Source organism: Haloactinomyces albus (assembly GCF_031458135.1).
Classification (GTDB): Bacteria; Actinomycetota; Actinomycetes; order Mycobacteriales; family Pseudonocardiaceae; genus Haloactinomyces; species Haloactinomyces albus.
Window position 1 is genome coordinate 1,557,546 of the sequence record NZ_JAVDXW010000001.1, and the last position, 19,802, is coordinate 1,577,347.

Consider the following 19,802-nt stretch of genomic DNA (forward strand, 5'->3'; position numbering starts at 1 on the left):
GCCACAAGCGCACGCGGGCCACAAAAGGACTATCCCGGGTAGAACGGAAGAGCCCCGCTACCGAATCGACCCGGCATCAACTGCCACAGATCCCCCTGGTCGCCGACCTGCCACAGTCCGCTGCTATCGGCTACGACCACCTTCTGACCAGGTCCGACGGTCACGGCCTTGAGTGGCTGAACGAGGTTCGCCGAAGCATAGGGATCCCACGTGAGTCCGTTGACCGTCACCTCGACGACCGGGACCGAACTGCTGTCGGTGATGGCCACGAGCGAATCGTTGCTCACCCACCCGATGCCCCTGATGGTCGCTTCCGCAGGACCACCGGAGAGCGCGGTGGGCGAGCTCAGCGTGGTTTTGCTTCCCCGGTCGAGCACACCGGCGACCATGATTCGGCCGCCGACCACCGCTGCGACCCTGGTGCCGCCCCGGGACAGGCGTAGATCCGTAATGGGTTTGTCGGGAAACTGCTTCGTGTCGACCGTGCGTGCCGTCCAGGTCCCGTCACCGTTGCCGACCATGCGCACGACCTTGCGCCCGTCGACAACGGTCCACACCTCCGAGTTGGTGCGCCACGTCGGCCTGCTCATGAAGCTGCCGGTCACTCCGGTGGCGGCGAGCGCCTTGCCGTAGTCCCCGATCCGCATCTCGACCTTTCCGTCGGGGGTGCGCACCACCGTGGCGAGCTTCGAACCGTCCGCCGACCTCCCGGCCGTGATCACCTCGTACACACCGGAACCGGCGGGGCCGGGAACCGCGGGAGCCTGCTGAGTGAGCTTGATGAGTCGCTCGTTCACCACGGCGAGGGGGGCCACATCGGCTCGCACGCTGTTGTCCGCCTTGTAGGTGGCGACATCGGCGGGCCGCAACGCGCCCTCCCCGGGCAGCAACGGCGTGCCCTCCTCCAGCAGTCGCACCCGCGCGTTGCTGACCCCCTGCAGGGACAGCACCACCTGCGCCGCGATCAGCCGCTTGGTCCGCTCGGCCAGGTCCCCCAGTTCGCTGAAGTTGACCACCAGCGCACCGTCGCCTGCTTCGCTCACGTTCGTCTTGGTGTCCACATCCGGTGGCAGCGCCGTTCCCATCGCGCCGCGGAAGCCCTTCGAGGGACCCGCCAGCAGGAATTCGACGACGCGCGTGGGCAGAGTGCTGGCCGGCTGGCTCACCACGTAGCGCAGATCCGGGATCACACCGCCGCGCTCGTGATCGAGAAAGTAGACCGGTGCGGTCATGTAGTTGTCGCTGAAAGATCCCCGACTGACCAGAAGTTCATCCGGTGGGTTCGCGATCCGCCACTCGCCGTTCGCCTGTCGTTCGACTCGGAAATCGGCCTTGTACACGCCCTGCTTCGGCACGAAGGAGTGATCGGTTTTCAACCGCCCGACCTTGCTGACCCGCAGGCCCACTCGCTGCACCCCATCCGGCGCACCGGATGGTTCCGGCAACGGAACGGTGTCCACGTCATCGACGATCAGCAGCTCCGACGGAGCCTTCCAGGCCTGCCGCGCGGCTTCGGTGAAGTGCATTCGGGTCGCTGCATAGTCGTTGGCGGGCGCGGCGACGTTGACGAAGTGACGCACCAACTCCAGCGGACTGAGATCATCGGGGAGTGCGGAGACCCCGGTGTTGGCGGAGTCCTCGTCGACCCGCTTGATGACCTCCGGATCGGAGCGCGTCGGGATCGAGGCGCAGCCGGCCAGCGGAACCAGCACGGCCGCCAGTAGTGCGATCAGCCGTCTGCGCCGGGAGCCCACTCTCATCTCGTCTCCTCCCACGCTCCTCGTTCCGACAACCTTGCCGGGCCGTGATCGGGCCTTTCGGTATCGGCATCCTCCTCCGGCAGTGCCTCTGCCGCCGGGAGTTCTGCCGGTGTGGCCAGCAATGCGTCGGGGGCGGCGATGGTGCGAGCGCTGGGCAGGGGCAGCGGGCTGTCCGCGAAGTCACCGTCGACGTGCCGGGGCAACGTGAGTCGGAAGCAGGAGCCCTGCCCCGGCTCGCCCCAGGCATCCAGCCAGCCGCCGTGCAAGCGGGCATCCTCGGCGCTGATCGAAAGCCCGAGGCCGGTGCCCCCGGTCTTGCGGTCACGGGAAGGGTCGGCACGCCAGAAACGCGTGAACACCAGTTCCGCCTCACCGGGCCGCAGGCCCACACCGTAGTCGCGCACGGTGATCGCGATGGCGTCATCATCGGCATCGAACACGACATCGACGGGCCGTCCCTCGGCGTGGTCGATCGCGTTCGCCACGAGGTTGCGCACGATCCGCTCGACCCGCACCGGGTCGGCAACGATGCCGATCTCCTCCGACGGGAAGTTGGCACGCAGGTCGATACCGCTGGTCTCGGCGATCGGGCGCACCGATTCGACGGCGCGCCGCGCGACCGTCGGGATGTCCAACGGCTCGGTGCTGAGATCGGCCACCCCCGCGTCGAGCCGGGAAATCTCCAGCAGGTCGTTCAGCAATGCCTCGAACCGGTCCAGTTCGTCGACGAGAAGCTGGGCCGACCGTGCCAGTCCTTCCGGGAACTCCTCCCGAGAAGCGTGCAGCACGTCGGCGGCCATCCGCACCGTTGTCAACGGAGTGCGCAACTCGTGCGAGACGTCGGAGGTGAACCGGCGCTGCAACTGGCCGAACTCCTCGAGCTGCTGGATCTGATGCTTGAGGCTGTCGGCCATCTCGTTGAACGAGTCACCGAGCCGGGCCATATCGTCCTCGCCGATCACCCGCATCCGTTCGTCCAGGTTGCCGTCGGCGAGTCGTTCCGCGGTCTGCGCGGCATGCCGTACCGGGCGCACGATCTGCCGGGTGACCAGGTTCGTGATGGCGCCCAGCAGGACGAGGAGAACGAGACTCCCCACCACCAGAGTGCTCTGCACGACCCGGAGAGTGCGTTGCTCCGCGGTCAGCGGGAACAGGAAGTACGCCTGCAACGGGCGGGTGGCGCTGCCCACCGGGCTGCCGACCGCCAGCATCGTCACCCACTTGCCACCGCTGTACGCGGTGGTGATCTGGGTGGCGAACTGACCGCGTTCGACGAACCTGCGCAACTCGGGCGGAACGTCCTCGACCGGGCCCGCCGCGGGTTGTTGGCGCCGCGGGATCGCGGCATGTCCATCCACCAGAACGGGATTGAACGCGCCTACCGCCGAGTCGGTGTTGGACTGCGCCGACACCGAGGTGGTCAATCGATTCAATGCGGACTCGAGCTGTTCGCCGACGTCCTCGGAGTTCGGGTCGACGGCGGTCAGTTCCCGCTCCAGGGTCGGCAGAATCGAATCGACCTGCCGGATCGCCGCGGTTTCCTTGGTTTGCAGCAGCCGGTTGGTGATCTGGGTCTGGAGCACCATGCCGAGCACGAAGACCACCGTCGAGGACAGGGCGAGTGTGCTGACCACGACCCGCAACTGCATGGAGCGCCGCCACACCGACTCGAACCGGTGCCAGCGGCGTCGTAGCTCGTCACGAGCACGTACGACCTTCTGCCGCAGCACGCGGCCACGACGTAGCCAAATACTCACGTCAACCGTTCCCCACCGAGTTCCGAATGGCCACCCGGTGGATCACGGAGGTCCGGCCTTGTAACCGACACCTCGAACCGTCAGCACCACCTCGGGACGCTCGGGATCCTGTTCGATCTTCGAACGCAGCCGCTGCACGTGCACGTTCACCAACCGCGTGTCGGCGGCGTGCCGGTATCCCCAGACCTGTTCCAGCAACACCTCGCGCGTGAACACCTGGCGCGGCTTGCGTGCCAGTGCCACCAGCAGATCGAACTCCAGGGGCGTCAGCGCGATCGGCGTCCCGTCACGGGTGACCTCGTGGCCGGGGACGTCAATGGTGAGATCGCCGATCGAGAGCACCTCGGCAGGCTCACCCTCGGTGCGGCGCAACCGAACCCGCAGCCTGGCGACGAGCTCCTTGGGTTTGAACGGTTTGACGATGTAGTCATCGGCACCCGACTCGAGTCCGAGCACGACATCCACGGTGTCGCTTTTGGCGGTGAGCATCACCACCGGCACCATCGACTCGCCACGGATGGCTTTGCACACGTCGATGCCGTTCATTCCCGGCAGCATCAGGTCGAGCAGCACCAGATCCGGCTTGAGTTCGCGCACGGCAGGCATCGCCTTGGTGCCATCACTGACGACGGCAGTCTCGAAGCCCTCACCACGGAGCACAATGGTGAGCATTTCCGCCAGGGCCGGATCGTCGTCGACCACGAGCACACGTGCCTTCATGCCTCACATGGTTGCACCTGTCACTCAATGGGGAGAAACCACCCGGTAGCCATCACCGCAGGTGGCTGCGTCAGTGCATAGTGCTCAGCACACGGTACCGCCGAACGGGTTATTACCAGTACGTAACTTCCCCGACACTCACGGCGGCCAGTTCGGCGAAGTCCACGTGCTCGGCACCATCCACCACGCGCCACGGCGACCACCAACCGGATTCGGCAAGCTCGGTGTAGACCTCGGCACAGCGCTGCTGGAGAGACGAATCGGTTTCGAACCGGTCGCGGCGCCGCTCGGTATCCGAACGTTCCCGCTGCTCGGCGCGGCTTTCCGCCAGCGCCGTCGGTACCTGCAGCAGGATGTGCAGATCGGGACGGGGCAGGGCGAAGCGCTCGATTTCCAACTCGGAAGCCCAGGCGACGAAGTCACCTTCGGCGCTCTGGTGGAGCCGGGCGGCGCCATAGGCGGCATTGGAAGCGACATAGCGGTCGAGTAGCACGACATCGTGTTGCCGCAGGTCGGTGTGCAGCGCCTCCACTGCTCCGTGGCGGTCCAGGGCATAGAGCACCGCCATGCCGTAAACGGAATCGGCGAGATCGCCGTGAGCACCACGGAGCGCCTCGGCGACGAGGTCGGCGTGCACGTCGGCTCCATAGCGGGGGAATGCCGCACGGGCCACGGAGTGTCCGCGGCGGTCGAGCTCCGCGACGAGCCCGTCGGCAAGCGTGCGCTTGCCCGCGCCGTCCAGTCCCTCGATCACGATCAGTCGTCCCACGCCGGTGACCCTAGCCGAGCCACCACCGTGCTCGGTGCCTGCTCCCGGCTCTCCACCTCCATCGGGAGTACTTCGAGAGCTTGTGCAGGTGGTTGCTTCGGCCGAGGCCGCAGCGCTCCACCGGGCACATCCGGAGCACGCCCATTGGTGTCGAAACGGGGACAATCTCCGCGAAAGCGGTCGCACCATGGCGATTCTCGATGGACAATCATGATCGGCAGTCATGATCGGCAGTGCGGCGATCTCGTCCCCGGCCGCCAACAGCCGGGGCGGACCAGGAGGAACAGTGCAGGCACCCGGGCCCGACACCCGCGTGGTCGAGCTGCGGGTGCACGGAATTCTCGGTACCACGCCACATGACCTGACCGATTCGGTCGCGTCCGTGGATGTCGCAGGCGATGGTGTCGGCCGGATCGTGCGACCCGCCGATCGACTACTGCGCCCGGTCTCCGGGCCTGCGCTCACCGCCGGGGAGCACAGCGTCTCCCGCGTCGTGGAAGGCTACGCGTGGGGCGAAATGACCTCGGGAGGAGCAAAGGCCACCTGGGCACTGCTGTTTCCGTTCGCCCTGGCCAATATGGCCCATTGGATGCTGCCGCCGTCCCGATCGGACAGCCCGCTCAGCAGGGGACTGGCTTTCGTGCTGCGTGCGCTGATGCGAGTGGCCGCGCTGCTGCTGACAATGCTGTTCGTCGCGCAGTCGACCGTGATCGGCCTCGATCTGTTCGCCGCGCAGTGCCTGCGCGTCGGTTCCGGCTGCATGGGTTACGTGCCCGATGTCGTCCGGCACGCGGAGACGGCTCGTTCGATCCTCGCCCTGCTTGCTGTGTCGTCGGTCATCCTGGCGATGCAGTGGCTATCCACCGTGTCCTGGCGTGTGCTGGCTCCGCGGCCGGAAGATCCCCACGACTCGGCACGAGCACCCGTGCTGCCCGGCAGCAACGTGGTGACCGATCCGGACACTCCGGCACTGCGCGCGCTGCACGTCGTCGCGGCCCTGTCCACGGTGGTCCTGCTCGCGCTCGGTGGGCCACTCGCTGTCGACACCGACCCGCGCCGACTTGCCGCGGCCGGCCTGCTCGTGCTGTGCCTCCTCGGCACCGTCGCCCTGGACGACCCAACCGGCACGGGCTCGCACGGTAGCCGCGCCCTGCGGTCGGCGCTGGGACGCCGCCCCCGGCGACTCCTGGTGGCAGCAGCCGCCGTGCTGGTGGCGGCCACGGCCCTCGCTCCACCACCCCTGGACGGCCCGCTTCCCGGATCGGGCCCCACGATCGACGCTCTCACCGCAGGTCTGCTGCTCACCTGCACGGCGCTCGGCCTACTGCTGATTCCCGCCGCGCGGGCGGCGCGGCAGACAGGGACCCGTCTGCCGCGGCACCTGCGTCCGTGGGCGGGGGGTTGGATGGCCGCGCCGACCCTGCTGGTCGCGTGCCTGTTGGGGATCGGTTTCGGAGCCGGGCTCACGCTGAGCCTGCGTCAGGCACTCGGCGATCCCCGGCTGGTCCTGCCCCCCGCCTATACCAGTGTGGCGCTGTTCTGGGGAGCCACCACAGTCCTGACCGTGCTCGCCGCGCTCGTCATCGTGCCGTACGCATGGCTCCGGTGGTGGCGAGCAACCCGTACGGAGAAGGGGGTCTCACCCGAGGTCGCGTTACTGCACGCCGGTCGTCCGCAGGATCAGCAACGTGCCGCGGGTGCCTGGCAGTGGGCAGAGCTGCAACGCCGCTACGGTCACCGCCTGCTGCTCTTCGTCGCCGCCGTACTGACGGTCGGTACCTGCGTGTCCCTGGCGCTGCGCCTGCTGGGAGTACCCCACTCCTTCGAGTGGTCCCGGTGGCTGAGCGGGCTCGGTGTCGGTGCACTCGCGGCACTCGCCGCCGCGGCCCTGCGGACCGTGCATCTGGCCGTACGGAGGCCGCAAGCAGCTCGGCGGCTCGGCGTCCTGTGTGACCTGACGCTGTTCTGGCCGCGTGCGGCCCATCCCGTGGTACCTCCCTGCTACGCGGTCAAGGTCGTTCCGGAATTGGTGCGACGTGCCACCGAACATCTCGCCGACCCCGACACCCGGGTGGTGCTCGTCGGCCACAGCCAAGGCAGTCTGCTGGCCACAGTGGCGGCTGCTCGGCTCATGGACTCGCTGCCCGAATCGGATCGGGAGCGCATCGGGCTGGTCACCGCAGGTTCACAGCTGCAGTGGGCCTACTCACGCGCGTTTCCCGGGACCGCGCCGCACGACGCGCAACGCAAGCTCGCCGGGGCGCTGGGTGGCCGCTGGCGCTCACTGTGCCGGGGAACCGATCCACTCGGCGGGGCCGTAAGCACCTGGAACCGACAGGTCCACGACGGGAAGCTGCTCGGCGTCGGATTCCGCTCGGATGGCACGGAAGGCCCGTTGCCCGCCGCCACTCGCGGCCCCACCGGGGCTTTGGTTCTGGGGGGCGACCACTGGATGCCGGACCCGCAGCGGGGACCGTTCGGACTCCGTCGCTGGGTGCCGGGTGTGCTCCAGCACTCCGAGTACAGCGGCGATCCGGAATGGGATCGGGCCGTGGCGATGGCCGCGGGCCTGGAAATCCCGGTGCGCGGGGCCCAGCTGCCACTGTGCACCCCGGCGACCACCGCGACCCCCTCACTCGAACCCCACCCGGTGCCCGGCACCGTCCCCGACGGCACCGTCCCCGATGACGACGGTGCCTCCCTCGACGTGGCCGGGGGGCAGCACGAGGAGGCATCCCACCCCGTGAACACCCCCGCGCCTGCCGAGCCGGTCAACGGTCACACGTCCGACGTCGCTACGGAGCCACCGCAGCAGACCATCCCGGGAACCATCGAGACCTCCCGGAACATCGAACCCCGCCGATCGATCACCGAACCGCCGGAGGCCACCGACCCACGCGGAAAGACACCACCGTGGGAGCGCGCCGCAGCTTTGCATCCCCTGGACCACTGACACCGAAGCAGAGGATCCCGCGCATCGGCCGAAAGGCTGCTCACGCCGGGGGAGAAGCGCCGAATCGCGCAGCCTCCTCCGGCGCAGGCACGGCAGCAGCATGCCGAGCACGCCACACACGCCGACACTGGCACCATGCATTCTCAACCGGATCGACCCAGCGCGATCCACCAGCGTCCGCACGGGTGCAGTGACGAGGTCGTAGACGCCGTCGGCAAGCTCAGCGAGAGCTTGGAAACCGTCGAGCGAGCTCGTGGGCACCTCTACGAGTTCCACCAGCTGTGCGGAACCGCCGACGCAAAGCTCGGCGAGGCCATCGAAGGGATCCGCAGCGCAGGCCACCCGGAGATCGCCGACACCCTGCAGCGCGAGCTGTTCGGCCGGAACGTGCTACCGGGGCGATGGAGTTTCCAGGTCATCGAGGAATACGACGATGGGTACTGGAGCTGCTTCCGGGAACACGAACGTCACGTACGGGATACGCTCCTGGCCGGACATCGGCATGTAGCCGAATCGGAGATGAAAGAACGCGAACGCAGCACGACCGGGGACGGGCCCCGGCCCTGGCATGCGGCCCGCCCGGAAACGGGCACCTGAACGCCGACGAGCCGGGGATCTTTCGCCCTCGAAGGTTCGTCGCCCTCAGGAATCGCGGCCCAGCGCTCCTCCGTCGGAAACCTCGCTTGCCTGGCGCTGTCCGAGCACGGAGTGGTTACGGCTGTACAGGAAGTAGATCGCCACACCGACGATCATCCAGATGGCGAAACGGATCCACGTCAGCACCGTGAGGTTGATCATCAGCCACAGGCAGGCGATGATCGCCAGAATCGGCACCAACGGCACCAGCGGTGCGCGGAATCCGCGCGGCAGGTCCGGCCGGGTCCGACGCAGCACGATGACACCCAGCGAAACCAGTGAGAACGCGAACAGGGTGCCGACGTTGACCATCTCGGCCAGCCTGCTGAATTCGAAGAAACCCGAGGCGAGCATCACCGCGGTGCCGACCAGCAGGGTCGTACGCACCGGAGTGCCTCGTTGCCCCGTCTTCGCCAGCGGGCGTGGGAGCAGGCCGTCCCGGGCCATCGCGAACAACACGCGGGTCTGTCCGAGCAGCAGAACCATGACCACGGTCGTCAGGCCGATCAGCGCTCCCACCGAGATGAGGGTGGCAGCCCAGTCCACGCCGTTGAGCGTGAACGCGGTCGCCAGCGTCGCGCTCTCGCCGTCCGGGCCGGTGCTCAGCCTGGTGTAGTCGACCATCCCGGTGACCACCAGAGCCACGGCCACATAGAGCACGGTCACGACGGCCACCGAGCCGAGGATGCCGCGTGGCGCGTTGCGCTGCGGATCACGGGTTTCCTCGGCAGTGGTGGCCAAGATGTCGAACCCGATGAACGCGAAGAAAACCAGCGACGCACCGGCCAGCAGGCCGAAGACGCCGAAGGTGCTGGTCTCACCGCCGAGCATCAGCGAGAACAGGGACTGCTCGAGCGCAGGGCCGGACTCGGAGGACGACTGCGCGGGCGGAATGAACGGCGTGTAGTTCCGCGGAGCGATGTAGGCGATGCCCACAACGATGATGAACAGCACGACGGCGACCTTGATCGAGGTGACGACCAGGCTGAACCGTGCCGACAGCTTGGTCCCCGTCACCAGCAAAGCTACCAGCGTCGCGACCAGCAGCATCGCGCCCCAGTCGAACTGCAGCGGCCCGAGCGGCAGCGCTGTCGGCAGCCCCAGACCGAGAATGCCCAGCACTTCCTCCAGATACGTCGACCAACCCTTGGCCACGGCCGCTCCGGCGATGGAGAACTCCAGGATGAGGTCCCAGCCGATGATCCAGGCCAGGAACTCACCGAAGGTGGCGTAGGAATACGTGTAGGCACTTCCCGCCACGGGCACCGTCGAGGCGAACTCGGCGTAGCACAGCGCGGCGAGCGCACAGGTGATCGCGGCGATGACGAAGGCCACGGTCACCGCCGGGCCCGACACATCGCCTGCCACCTGGGCGGCGATGGTGAAGATCCCGGCTCCGACCACGACCGAGACGCCGAACACGATCAGGTCCCAGGTGCCCAGATTCTTGCGAAGTTTGGTATCGGGCTCGTCCGTATCCTTGATCGATTGCTCGACCGACTTGGTGCGCCATATTCCGGTCCCCGGCACCGTCGCCTCCTCTGTCACTCGCTCTGTCACTCGATGGTGGGTCAGCACGATAGCGAGGACTGCGCTCGGCAGGGGAATGACGCAGAACACAATCCACTAACACCACGCGGCCTTCGCCGTGCTTTGCCAACGCCGCGCCGGGATTGTCGCGTTCGAGGTCCCGGTACTCCAGTGCTGGTTCTTGTTCTCGCCAGTGCTGTATTTTGCTGTCCGTGTCAGCATCGACCTCCTTCTCCCCCGACGAGGCTCTTGCCGCCCTGCTGGCGGGCAACCGGCGATTCGTCGACGGCAAGCAATCGCATCCGAACCAGGATGCCGATCACCGTTCGGCCCTGGCATCGGGCCAGCACCCATCCGCGGTGCTGTTCGGATGTTCCGACTCGCGCCTCGCAGCGGAGATCATCTTCGATCATGGCCTGGGGGACCTGTTCGTGGTGCGCACGGCCGGGCACGTCTCCGGACCGGAGGTACTGGGCAGCATCGAGTATGGGGTGGGAGTACTGGGCACGCCCCTGGTGGTCGTGCTCGGGCACGGCTCGTGCGGGGCCGTGTCCGCTGCCGCGAAGGCCCATGCCGAGGGGACGACGCCGAGCGGTCACGTGCGAGACATCGTGGAGCGAGTCACCCCCAGCGTGCTCTCGGCGCGTGCGGCCGGTCTGACGGAAGTCGACGACTTCGTGGATGTACACGTCCGGAAGACCGTCGACTTCCTCGTGGAGCGTTCCCCCCTGCTCGGAACCGAGGTCGCAGCGGGACGCTGTGCGGTGGCCGGACTGTCCTACAGCTTGGCCGAGGGCACGGTGCGATCGGTCGGCAGCCGCGGACCTCTCTCCGAGCACTGAAGTTTTTCCCAAAGCTGCAGCACGTTCACACCGCTCCGGGTGCGGCACGGAAGACCTGTGCCGCACCGTCGGCTGCGATGTCCACCGGACGGGCGATCACAGCCGGGTCGGAGGCAGCCAGCCACACCGACTCGCCCCGGCCCAGCTCCAACTCGCCGTGCGCCGACAGCCGGATACGTCCCCGAGTGCACAGCAGAATCTGCGGCCCGATCGAATCCAGCCGCACACCGCCGGGTGCCTGTGGGGACCAGTCCACGCGGGACAGCTCGAACTCCTCGGCAGGCGTGCGATATACCGTCAGGTTCTGATCCTGCCGCCTGCCCGACAGCACTCGCATGTCGCCGCACTCGAAGTCCAGAACCCGCAGCAGCTCGGCAACATCCACGTGCTTCGGGGTGAGTCCGCACCGCAGGATGTTGTCGGAATTGGCGAGGATCTCCACACCGGTGCCGTGCAGGTAGGCATGCAGATTTCCGGCAGGCAGGAAGATGGCTTCGCCGGGCTGCAGCACGATTCTGTTCAACAGCAGGCTTGCCAGTACTCCGGCGTCGTTCGGGTAATCCGCACCGAGTTCGAGCACCGTGCGGCATTCCATCGCGAACTCACCGTGAGCACGCAGGTGGGCGGCACACGCTTCGAGCAGCTCGGGCATCACGTCCCGCAAATAGTGCTCGGGCAGGGTGATCCACGTGGTGAACAGCGCCCGCAGGCCGTCCTGGTCGGGCTGCGCGGCGAGCAGCCCGGTATGCGCGCGCAAGCTGGGCACGTCGAGTTCGTGCAGCAACCGTACCGTGCGGTGCGCATCCCGGAATCCCGCGAGCGCGTGGAACTCGGTCAGCGCACAGATCAGCTCCGGCTTCGCCGTGGGATCGGGATAGTTGCGATGCGAAGCGTTGCGCGCGATCCCCGAAGCCTCCTCCTCGGCGAACCCCGCGGCTGCCTGGTCGGCCGAGGGGTGCGCCTGCAGGCTCAGCGGCTCGTCCACCGCGAGTACCTTGAGCAGGAAGGGCAGGCGTGTGCCCCAGCGGTCGGTGCACGCGGCGCCCAGCTGGCGTGCGGGTTCGGAACGCAGCAGGTGCAGCAGGGAGACCTCCGAGCCGTCGGCTCGCAGCAACCGGGACGGGTCTCCGGGATGTGCTCCCATCCACAGCTCCGCCTCGGGATGCGGCGCGGGAACGGGGCGGCCGAGCAGGTCCGCGATCGCGGTGCGCGAACCCCATGCGTAAGGGCGCACCGCGTTACGCAGTAACTCCACTGTCGTTCTCGCTTCCTCTCTCGCCGCCTGTTCGATGTTCGCGGGCACAGCCCCCGGCCCAGCAGACCATTGCCCGAGACCTCCATGCCTCGGGGAGATCCCCATCCTGTCCGAAGGATCTCCCCTACTCCGACGGGCGTTTCACCAGCGACTCGAGTGCGCCGGGCGGGCCGACCGGTCGGGACCGCCCATCGTCCCCGCTGCAAGTCCCACGTAGACAGCGGCCAGATCGAACCGGGTCGCCAGCAACATCGACCGCACCACCGGGTCCTCGGAAGCCGAATCCTCCGGGGCGAGAACGTCCGCTCCCGGCAGCGCGGCGACTGCCATCCGCTCCTGCATCCCCGCCTCATCTCCGTAACGCGTACTGATCAGACAGATCCGCAGGCGCGAGGACGAATCCTCCTCCGGGTCGGCGAACAGATCCGCTTCCGTTCCGGTCGAGGCCGCGGCACGGTACAGCGCGTGCCGACTCACGGCCTGCGCATAGCCGGCGGCGTCGCAGGAGACACCCGCATGGCAGCCGAACGCGAAAGCCGCGTGTCCTGCGACAGCGGTGGAGACCGCATCGAGTCCCCACAACAGCGGTTGGCGATCCGCCAACCGCAGCGCCAGCGATTTCGCGGGATTCGTCGAGGTTTCCTGATCGGGAGGCGACAGTGCCGACTGCTGGTCCAGTTCGTCGGCAAGCGTCTCGGTGTCGACGCGCACCAGACCCAGTTCGCGGACCACGCACAGGCCGGCGGTGAACACGTGCGCCAGGGACAGCCCGGGCGGTACGGGCATCTTCGGCGGAAGCAGCTTCGCCCGGCCCGCCACCGATGCCGCGACGGGTCCTTCCGGTGGCGCGGTCAGGACCATGGTCGCACCATGCCGAGTGGCGCGCTCCAACGATTCGGCCAGGACGGAATCACCGGCATCATCGGCGTGGGCGAACACCACATCCAGCGGTCCCACCCAGGACGGCACGGAGTCGGCTCGCACGACCGGCACCGGGCAGGAGGGGCCGAGCAGTGCCGCCAGCATGTCGCACGCGGCAGGGCCGACACCGGGTTGGGCCACCAGGACGAGCGCGCGCGGACGAACATCGGCAAGGCCACCCAGCTCCGCCTCGGCTGCCGTCTCCACCGCGGAACGCACCTGGGCCCCGGAGAGGGCGGCGGCGCGCAGCAGACCACCGGTATCGATCCCGGTCAACCTCGCGGGGTCCTCGAAGAGGCTGTCGTCGAGCATGAACGTCATCCCCTCTCGGGACCACCGGCAGCGGCGTCCGTCCGTGGCCCGCCGACGGCTTCTTCCAGTAGCAGTACCGGAATGCCGTCGCGGACCGGGAAGCTCCGCCCGCAGGCGGTGCAGGTCAGGTATTCGGCCTCGGGGTCACCCGCCAACCCCGGCTGCAACGGCGCATGCTGTGGACAGGGGCAAGCCAGAATCCCCAGAAGCCGGGATTCCCACTCCACGCTCACGATTCCTCCCGAAATCAACGGCCTGCCGGTGTGGCTGGTACGTTCCCCACCGTCGAGGCCACGGCATGCCTTCGCAGGCCCTTTTCGTATCGCCCGGACCGCGCTACCGGATCCGGCGGCCGACCAACGAGTCCGCTCAGTCCCGCAGCACCGCGAGTACCTCATCGCGCAGCGCTGCCATGGTGCCGGTGTCCCCGGCCTCCACATTCAGCCGGAGCAACGGCTCGGTGTTGGACGGGCGCAGGTTGAACCAGGAACCGTCCGTCAGCTCCACGGTAAGCCCGTCGAGCTCGTCGATACGAGCACCATTTCGGTGACGGAACGCCTCGGCGACCGCACGCATCCGCTCGCCCTGGTCACGCACCGTCGAATTGATCTCCCCCGAGGCCGCGTACCGGGAGTAACCCGCCATCAGATCCGCCAACGTGCCGTCCTGCCCACCGAGCGCGGCGAGGACGTGCAACGCGGCGAGCATCCCGGAGTCGGCGCGCCAGAAGTCCCGGAAATAGTAGTGCGCCGAATGCTCCCCACCGAAGATCGCCCCGGTCTCGGCCATCGTCTGCTTGATGAACGAGTGGCCGACACGGGTGCGCACAGGCTTTCCGCCCTGCTCGGCGACGAGCTCGGGAACCACCTTCGAGGTGATGAGATTGTGGATGATCGACGCACCCGGTTCCTTGGCCAGTTCCCGGGTCGCCACCAGCGCCGTGATGGCACTCGGCGAGACCGGGTCGCCGTTGCCGTCGATCACGAAGCAGCGGTCGGCGTCCCCGTCGAAAGCCAGACCGGCGTCGGCACCGACCTCGCGCACCTTTGCCTGCAGATCGACGAGGTTGGCCGGGTCCAGCGGATTCGCCTCGTGGTTCGGGAAGGTGCCGTCCAGCTCGAAGTACAGCGGAACGACCTCCACCGGCAGCTCCTCGAAAACCGGCGGAACGGTGTGCCCGCCCATGCCGTTGCCCGCATCGACCACGACGGTCAGCGGCCGGATCCCGTCGAGAGCGACCAGTTCCCGCAAAAAGGTGGCGTAGGCCCCGAGCATGTCGCGCTCGCTGATCGTGCCCTGCGCACCGAGGAACTCGGGGACCCCGTGGGTCACGAGTTCCTGGATTTCGGACAGCCCGCTGTCCTGCCCGACCGGCGCGGCACCGGCGCGGCACAGCTTGATGCCGTTGTACTGCGCAGGGTTGTGGCTGGCGGTGAACATGGCTGCAGGCAGGTCCAGGTGCCCGGAGGCGAAGTACAGCATGTCGGTACTGGCCAGGCCGATGTAGACGACGTCGATGCCCTGACTCGTCACTCCCTCGGCGAACGCGGCCGCCAGCTCCGGCGAGGACTCCCGCATGTCGTAGCCGATGGCGACGGCCGGGCCGCCGACCAGCCTGGTGAACGCGGCCCCGATGTCGCGGACGACATCGACATCGAGTTCATCGCCCACCACCCCGCGGATGTCGTATGCCTTGACGATCCCCGACAGGTCACGCACGCTGCACTCTCCCCGAAACTCCGGCTCCACGGTGCCTTCCGTGAGCCTACCGGGAATCGCATCCATCGTGGTGACAGATCGGCCATCACGAACGCAGAGCTTCTTTCAGTACGGGTTTCCCGCCTGGATCTCACTCGTCCAGTGGATCGGGCAGAGCGCGCAGATGGCCGCGACGCCCGTACCCGGCCTGCGAATCCTGCCCGCTGCCGGGTCTGCCTGCCTCACGGACCGCCTCGGCGAGGGCAGTCAGGTCGTCGTCCGAGGGTTCCGGCGGCGTGAACTCCCCCTCGTGGCGGACGACCTCCCAGCCCTTGGGCACGGTCAGCCGGAGCGCATGCTCCTCACAGAGGTCGTAGCTGTGTGGCTCGGCATACGTGGCCAGCGGTCCGACGACCGCGGTGGAATCCGAATAGGCATACGTCAGCGTCGCCACCGCCGGGTTGGCACACCCGGTTCTCGAGCAACGCCTGACGGTCAGCACGCCTGGCACGATAGCGTCCTTGTCACGAGGCTCGCCGCAGGCACGCGGAAAAAGGATTCGAACGGCTCTCCACCGGGGTACGGCGAAGGCGTACCCTCGGCGCGTGGTAGTCGCACGTGGATCCCGACGCCAGGTCCGGGGCAGACGGGACCGGCGGGGCCGTGGCCTGCGAGGACCGTTGTACCCGTCCTCCGTCCCGGTCGCCCGGAGCCGGTCGCAGCGCTTCGACGCGCTGGTTCTGGAAGCCCTCGAGCCGATCGAACAGCGCTGGCATACCGAGTTGACGGAGCTCGACGTCGCCGTCGACGAAGTTCCCGAGATCACCATGACCTCCCCGGAGACGGTGGTGTGGGACGACGACGTCGTCGTCGATGCCAACGTGCCACTCGCACGACTGGTCCCCGCAGGGGTCGATCGCCAGGGACTGCCGACCCGCGCACGTATCGTGCTGTATCGCCACCCGCTGGAGGTCAGAGCACGCAGCGGCACGGATATGGCCCATCTGCTGCACGATGTTCTGGTCGAACAGGTCGCCGCCTATCTGGGGCTGGATCCCGGGGTCATCGAGGGACGCTGAGCGAGCTCATCGACCGAAACGGACGGCCCCGGGACGGGAGCAGGCCGCTCCCGTCGCCGCCCGGACATGCGCCGCCGCTGCGGCAGGGCTCCGATCAGAGTGAACAGGATCGCGGCGGCCTGCACGGCCAGCAGGGTGGTCCTCGGCAGCTCCGTGAAGGTCACCCGTACCCGGCTGGCCTGCTCGGGCAACGGGACGGCGACCTGGTGCCCCCACGCTGTGGCCAGGGGTACCGCACGGCCGTCGACACGAGCCTGCCAGCCCGCTTCGTTCTCCGCCCCCAGCACCAGCAGCCGTCCGGGCGCACCCTGCGAGACGCGTACCGTCACGTGTGGCAGAGTGGCCTCGACCACGACCGGCCATGATTCCGGTGCGGGTGCCTTCTCCTTGCGTGCCTGCCTGGCCAGGGCGGGTCCCAGCAGTTCGACCGGGCTGCTGGGCAGCAGCAGACGCAGCACCGCACGGCCGTCGGCGAGTTCGCCGCTGTCGGCCACCAGGTCGCCTGCCACCCCGTGCAGCTTCGCCGCAGTCGTGGCATCCGGTACCGCGATGAATCCCGCGCCGCGCGCGGCCGCCGCCGCCAGGGCACTGCGGACGCGGGAGCGCTGCCCGGACAGCAGATCGGCTTCGATCCGGTGGAGCCAGTCCACCGCCGTGCCGGTGGGAACCACGGCATCCGTACCGAACCGGGGCCGTCCGCCCTCGATGAGCCGGGCGGGCTGCGGGCCGGAATTCAGCGACAGCAGCAGGCCCGGGCCTGCCGGATCGGCCGTGAAGGCAGGGGTGGCCGCAGCCTGCTGCACCCGCAGCGGGCCGCTGCGGCCCGCCAGCACCGCACCCGATGCCACGGCCAGCAGTGCGACCACGAGGGAGGCGGCGGCGACACGCCGAGCCTGCCCGGAACCCGGAATTCCGGCAGCCGTGATCCGGGCAGGTCGTCGCCCACCGTGTGCCGCCGCGAGCACGATCCACACCAGGCCGCAGGCGGCCAGCACCAGAGGGGCTCCTGTCCAGCCGACCGTGCTCGGACCACCCCAGATCGGAGTCACCGGGACCGTGCCGATGATCACCGCCGTCGCCCATCCCGTCAGCGCGACGACGATCCCCGGCAGTACGGCACGGCAGGGTGCCAGCACGATTGCGGCGATCGCCGCGATGACGAGAGCACCGGCGGTCCAGCTCGCGGGCGAACCGCCCGGGCTCAACACCGCCACCGACATCCCGACGGGATCCTCGATCACTCGCGCGCCCAGGCCGTGCACCAGGATCTGCGGATTCCTGAACACCGCCACCGGCCACGGCAGCAGACACGCCACCGGCAGCAGCACGAGCGCGAAGAGCCCGGCGGTACGGCGCGGGGTGTAGCCCCGGGCGGACCGCGCACGGCCGGGGACGAGCACGAAACCGAGCAGCGCCAGTACGACGAGCACGAGATGCATCACCGGCGCGAAGGCTCCGAGCACGGCCAACCCCAACGCGGTCAGGCAGGCCCTGCCCAGCCAGTGACCCGATTTCGCCGCGAGATCGGCGCGCCCGGACAGGCCCACCACGGAGGCGATACCACTCAGCAGCACCGGCATGAGGATGTGTGCGACGACGACACCGAGCCGCCCCTGTGCGGCCGACATCGTCGCAGCCGGAAGCAGGGCATAGGCTGCTGCCGCAGCCGCACGCCAGGACCGCGGCACCGCCGGGAAACGAGCCGCCGCGTAGGCCGAGAGCCCGGCCAGCGGAACTCCCAGGAGCAGCAGTACGGCGACCCCGGTGGCGACTCCGCCGACCGGCGCGAGGACCGTGCCCAATGCGGCGAGCACCAGCAGCGAAGCAGGCGCGGGAGAACCCGTACCGCCGTGAGCAGGATGCCAGGCGGCGAGATACTCGGACCACGTCGCCGCGAGATCGGACGTCGCCAGGAGCCGCCCGCCGTGCAGTTCCGCACCGAACCGCGCGGATTCCGCCAGGGGCCCGTGGAGGAGCACGGCAATCCCCAGCAACACCGCCACCAACAACACCGGCGGGCTCAGCAGGAGTCCACGCAGCACTCTCGAACGATCGACCGGCACGAGCAGCAGCTTGTCTCCCGGTCCGCCACTCGGGACCTGCTCGTCCCGCGACACCGGTGAAGGACGCGGCCGGGAGTCCTCGGGGGTGGCCGTGGTCTCGGTGGCAACGGGCACGACGACCGGCTCGCTCGGCCGACGCAGACCGGCCACCCCACGCCTGCGCCCCCCCCGGGTGCCCGGTGCTCCTGCCGGAAGGGCCTCGGGACCGGCCCTGCGGACGACAGCGGGATCGTGCTGAAACGTCCCTTCGCCCGTCACGGGCAACGTCCGACCCGACATCACGTCCTGCCGCACACGGTTGCGCACCAACCGTGCGATTCCCCCGCGTACACCGTTGCGCAGACGGGTCAGCCGACTGGTCAGCAACCCACGCACGCCCTGCGGGCGGGGAATCACCCGCCGTCGCGCTGCTCGTGCCCGCAGCAGACCGAAACGGCCCGTGAGCAGACCCGACACGGTGGCGAACTCGGCAGCAGCCTCGGGTATGCGGCGCAGCACGGTGAATCCGCACCCTCGGAGCAGGGTGAGCAGGAACAGCCGCACGAGACCGAGTGCGAATGCGAGAGGGGCGCTGTTGACCAGGAAAGTGCGGACGCCGTGGGCGCGCCGTGCCACGGAAACGGCCCGCGTTGCCGGTGCGGGCAGCGCGGAGAGATCCCGCGCTCCCCGTCGCAGCGCACCCCTGTGGCGCATGCGCGCACCCGGTACACGCAGCACGAGATGACCGTCCGCGTTGATCCGCCAGCCCAGATCGATGTCCTCCCCTCCGAGGGAGAACGCCTCGTCGAACCCTTCCAGACGTTCGAAGACGGTACGCCGGATCAACGCACAGGCCGTCGAGACCGCCAAGGTCTCGGATACCTGCAAGGCGGACACGGTGTGCGCACTGTCCTCGACGTTCAGCGCAGGATCCGGTTCCGACTGCCCCATTCCGGTCTGCTGGTGTCCCGAGGTGTCCATCGACAGCCCGGCGTCGATCACCAGCCGGGGATCCTGCCAGTCCAAGCCGAGCGGTCCGAGCATCGCCGCACCGGAGTCCGCATCGGCCACCTGCAGCAGAGTCTGCAGGCAATCCGGCTCGGGGGCCGAGTCGTCGTGCAGCAACCACAGCCACTGGCCCGGGTCGCCCCAACGCTCGGTCGCGTGCTCGACCGCCGCTGCCACCGCCGCGCCGAAACCCGTGCCGCTCGACGGGGTGAGGATACCGTCCAAAAGAGGACCGGCGGCTGTATCGTCCGTACCGCTTCCGGCTGCCCGGGCCAGCAGTGCGGGACTGCCGTCACTCGAGCCCGTGTCCACCGCCAACAGATGCCGGGGACGAATGGTGAGCCGCCGCAGGGCGTCGAGCACCTCGGGCAGCCACTCCTCGCCGTTGTGGCAGACGAGGATCGCCAGCACCGGCGCGGTGCTCAGGCGAGGCACAGAAGCGGCCACAGTAAACCTCCCACCGCTGTGATCCGACTACCGCAAGACGGTAGTGGACCAGCGATGGGAGGTCGCCCCCTAC

At 68.5% G+C, this 19,802-nt stretch carries 15 protein-coding genes; 4 read left to right on the forward strand and 11 right to left on the reverse strand.

Annotation, left to right across the window (positions count from 1 at the left end):
• Positions 1–29 precede the first annotated feature (29 nt).
• The 4 genes from JOF55_RS07270 to JOF55_RS07285 all read right to left on the reverse strand — a co-directional run bounded on the left by JOF55_RS07270 (position 30) and on the right by JOF55_RS07285 (position 5,006).
• Positions 30–1,760, reverse strand: a complete 1,731-nt coding sequence (locus JOF55_RS07270; protein WP_310271490.1) for an LpqB family beta-propeller domain-containing protein — start codon at positions 1,758–1,760, stop codon at positions 30–32.
• Complete coding sequence (gene mtrB, locus JOF55_RS07275; protein ID WP_310271493.1) at positions 1,757–3,517, reverse strand: MtrAB system histidine kinase MtrB; 1,761 nt, start codon at positions 3,515–3,517, stop codon at positions 1,757–1,759. Before mtrB ends, JOF55_RS07270 begins: the two co-directional genes overlap by 4 nt.
• A gap of 42 nt (positions 3,518–3,559) precedes the next feature.
• Positions 3,560–4,237 (reverse strand): MtrAB system response regulator MtrA, encoded by a 678-nt coding sequence (mtrA, locus tag JOF55_RS07280; protein WP_310271496.1) that lies wholly within the window; start codon positions 4,235–4,237, stop codon positions 3,560–3,562.
• A 112-nt stretch (positions 4,238–4,349) separates the two neighbouring features.
• Positions 4,350–5,006, reverse strand: coding sequence for a dTMP kinase (locus JOF55_RS07285; RefSeq protein ID WP_310271499.1), 657 nt, complete (start codon positions 5,004–5,006; stop codon positions 4,350–4,352).
• A gap of 286 nt (positions 5,007–5,292) precedes the next feature.
• On the opposite strand from JOF55_RS07285, the gene JOF55_RS07290 reads away from it, so the two are divergent.
• Together JOF55_RS07290 and JOF55_RS07295 are read left to right on the forward strand one after the other, a co-directional pair.
• The gene (locus tag JOF55_RS07290) at positions 5,293–7,959 is read left to right on the forward strand and encodes a hypothetical protein (protein ID WP_310271502.1); all 2,667 of its coding nucleotides are present in this window, start codon (positions 5,293–5,295) and stop codon (positions 7,957–7,959) included.
• Positions 7,960–8,094: 135 nt separating this feature from the next.
• Positions 8,095–8,556, forward strand: a complete 462-nt coding sequence (locus JOF55_RS07295) for a hypothetical protein (RefSeq protein WP_310271504.1) — start codon at positions 8,095–8,097, stop codon at positions 8,554–8,556.
• A gap of 45 nt (positions 8,557–8,601) precedes the next feature.
• Here the strand turns inward: JOF55_RS07295 and JOF55_RS07300 are convergent, their stop codons facing one another.
• Positions 8,602–10,125: an amino acid permease gene (locus tag JOF55_RS07300; RefSeq protein ID WP_310271507.1), complete on the reverse strand. Its 1,524-nt coding sequence runs from the start codon at positions 10,123–10,125 to the stop codon at positions 8,602–8,604.
• A gap of 212 nt (positions 10,126–10,337) precedes the next feature.
• On the opposite strand from JOF55_RS07300, the gene JOF55_RS07305 reads away from it, so the two are divergent.
• Positions 10,338–10,967: a carbonic anhydrase gene (locus JOF55_RS07305; protein ID WP_310271511.1), complete on the forward strand. Its 630-nt coding sequence runs from the start codon at positions 10,338–10,340 to the stop codon at positions 10,965–10,967.
• A gap of 25 nt (positions 10,968–10,992) precedes the next feature.
• Here JOF55_RS07305 and manA read toward each other — a convergent pair whose 3' ends face one another.
• From manA to JOF55_RS07330, 5 genes are all read right to left on the reverse strand, one after another.
• Entirely contained in the window at positions 10,993–12,222 is a 1,230-nt protein-coding gene (gene manA / locus JOF55_RS07310; RefSeq protein WP_310271514.1) for a mannose-6-phosphate isomerase, class I, read from the reverse strand.
• 141 nt (positions 12,223–12,363) lie between these two features.
• A complete protein-coding gene (locus JOF55_RS07315; protein ID WP_310271517.1) occupies positions 12,364–13,455 on the reverse strand; it encodes an SIS domain-containing protein in 1,092 nt (363 codons plus the stop codon).
• A 5-nt stretch (positions 13,456–13,460) separates the two neighbouring features.
• Positions 13,461–13,688: a Trm112 family protein gene (locus JOF55_RS07320; protein WP_310271519.1), complete on the reverse strand. Its 228-nt coding sequence runs from the start codon at positions 13,686–13,688 to the stop codon at positions 13,461–13,463.
• Positions 13,689–13,824: 136 nt separating this feature from the next.
• A complete protein-coding gene (locus tag JOF55_RS07325; RefSeq protein WP_310271522.1) occupies positions 13,825–15,174 on the reverse strand; it encodes a phosphomannomutase/phosphoglucomutase in 1,350 nt (449 codons plus the stop codon).
• A 130-nt stretch (positions 15,175–15,304) separates the two neighbouring features.
• Positions 15,305–15,655, reverse strand: coding sequence for a DUF3499 domain-containing protein (locus JOF55_RS07330; protein WP_310271525.1), 351 nt, complete (start codon positions 15,653–15,655; stop codon positions 15,305–15,307).
• Between the two features lie 103 nt (positions 15,656–15,758).
• Between JOF55_RS07330 and JOF55_RS07335 the strand changes: the two genes are divergently transcribed.
• Positions 15,759–16,232 (forward strand): metallopeptidase family protein, encoded by a 474-nt coding sequence (locus JOF55_RS07335; RefSeq protein WP_310271528.1) that lies wholly within the window; start codon positions 15,759–15,761, stop codon positions 16,230–16,232.
• Here JOF55_RS07335 and JOF55_RS07340 read toward each other — a convergent pair.
• The gene (locus tag JOF55_RS07340; protein WP_310271531.1) at positions 16,193–19,729 is read right to left on the reverse strand and encodes a glycosyltransferase; all 3,537 of its coding nucleotides are present in this window, start codon (positions 19,727–19,729) and stop codon (positions 16,193–16,195) included. The genes JOF55_RS07335 and JOF55_RS07340 overlap by 40 nt on opposite strands.
• Positions 19,730–19,802: the final 73 nt, after the last annotated feature.

Excerpts from the sequence above, each read along its gene's own strand:
- JOF55_RS07270 (WP_310271490.1), bottom strand. The coding sequence starts at position 1,760 with ATGAGAGTGGGCTCCCGGCGCAGACGGCTGATCGCACTACTGGCGGCC.
- mtrA (WP_310271496.1), bottom strand. The coding sequence starts at position 4,237 with ATGAAGGCACGTGTGCTCGTGGTCGACGACGATCCGGCCCTGGCGGAA.
- JOF55_RS07295 (WP_310271504.1), top strand. The coding sequence starts at position 8,095 with ATGCATTCTCAACCGGATCGACCCAGCGCGATCCACCAGCGTCCGCAC.
- JOF55_RS07315 (WP_310271517.1), bottom strand. The coding sequence starts at position 13,455 with ATGCTCGACGACAGCCTCTTCGAGGACCCCGCGAGGTTGACCGGGATC.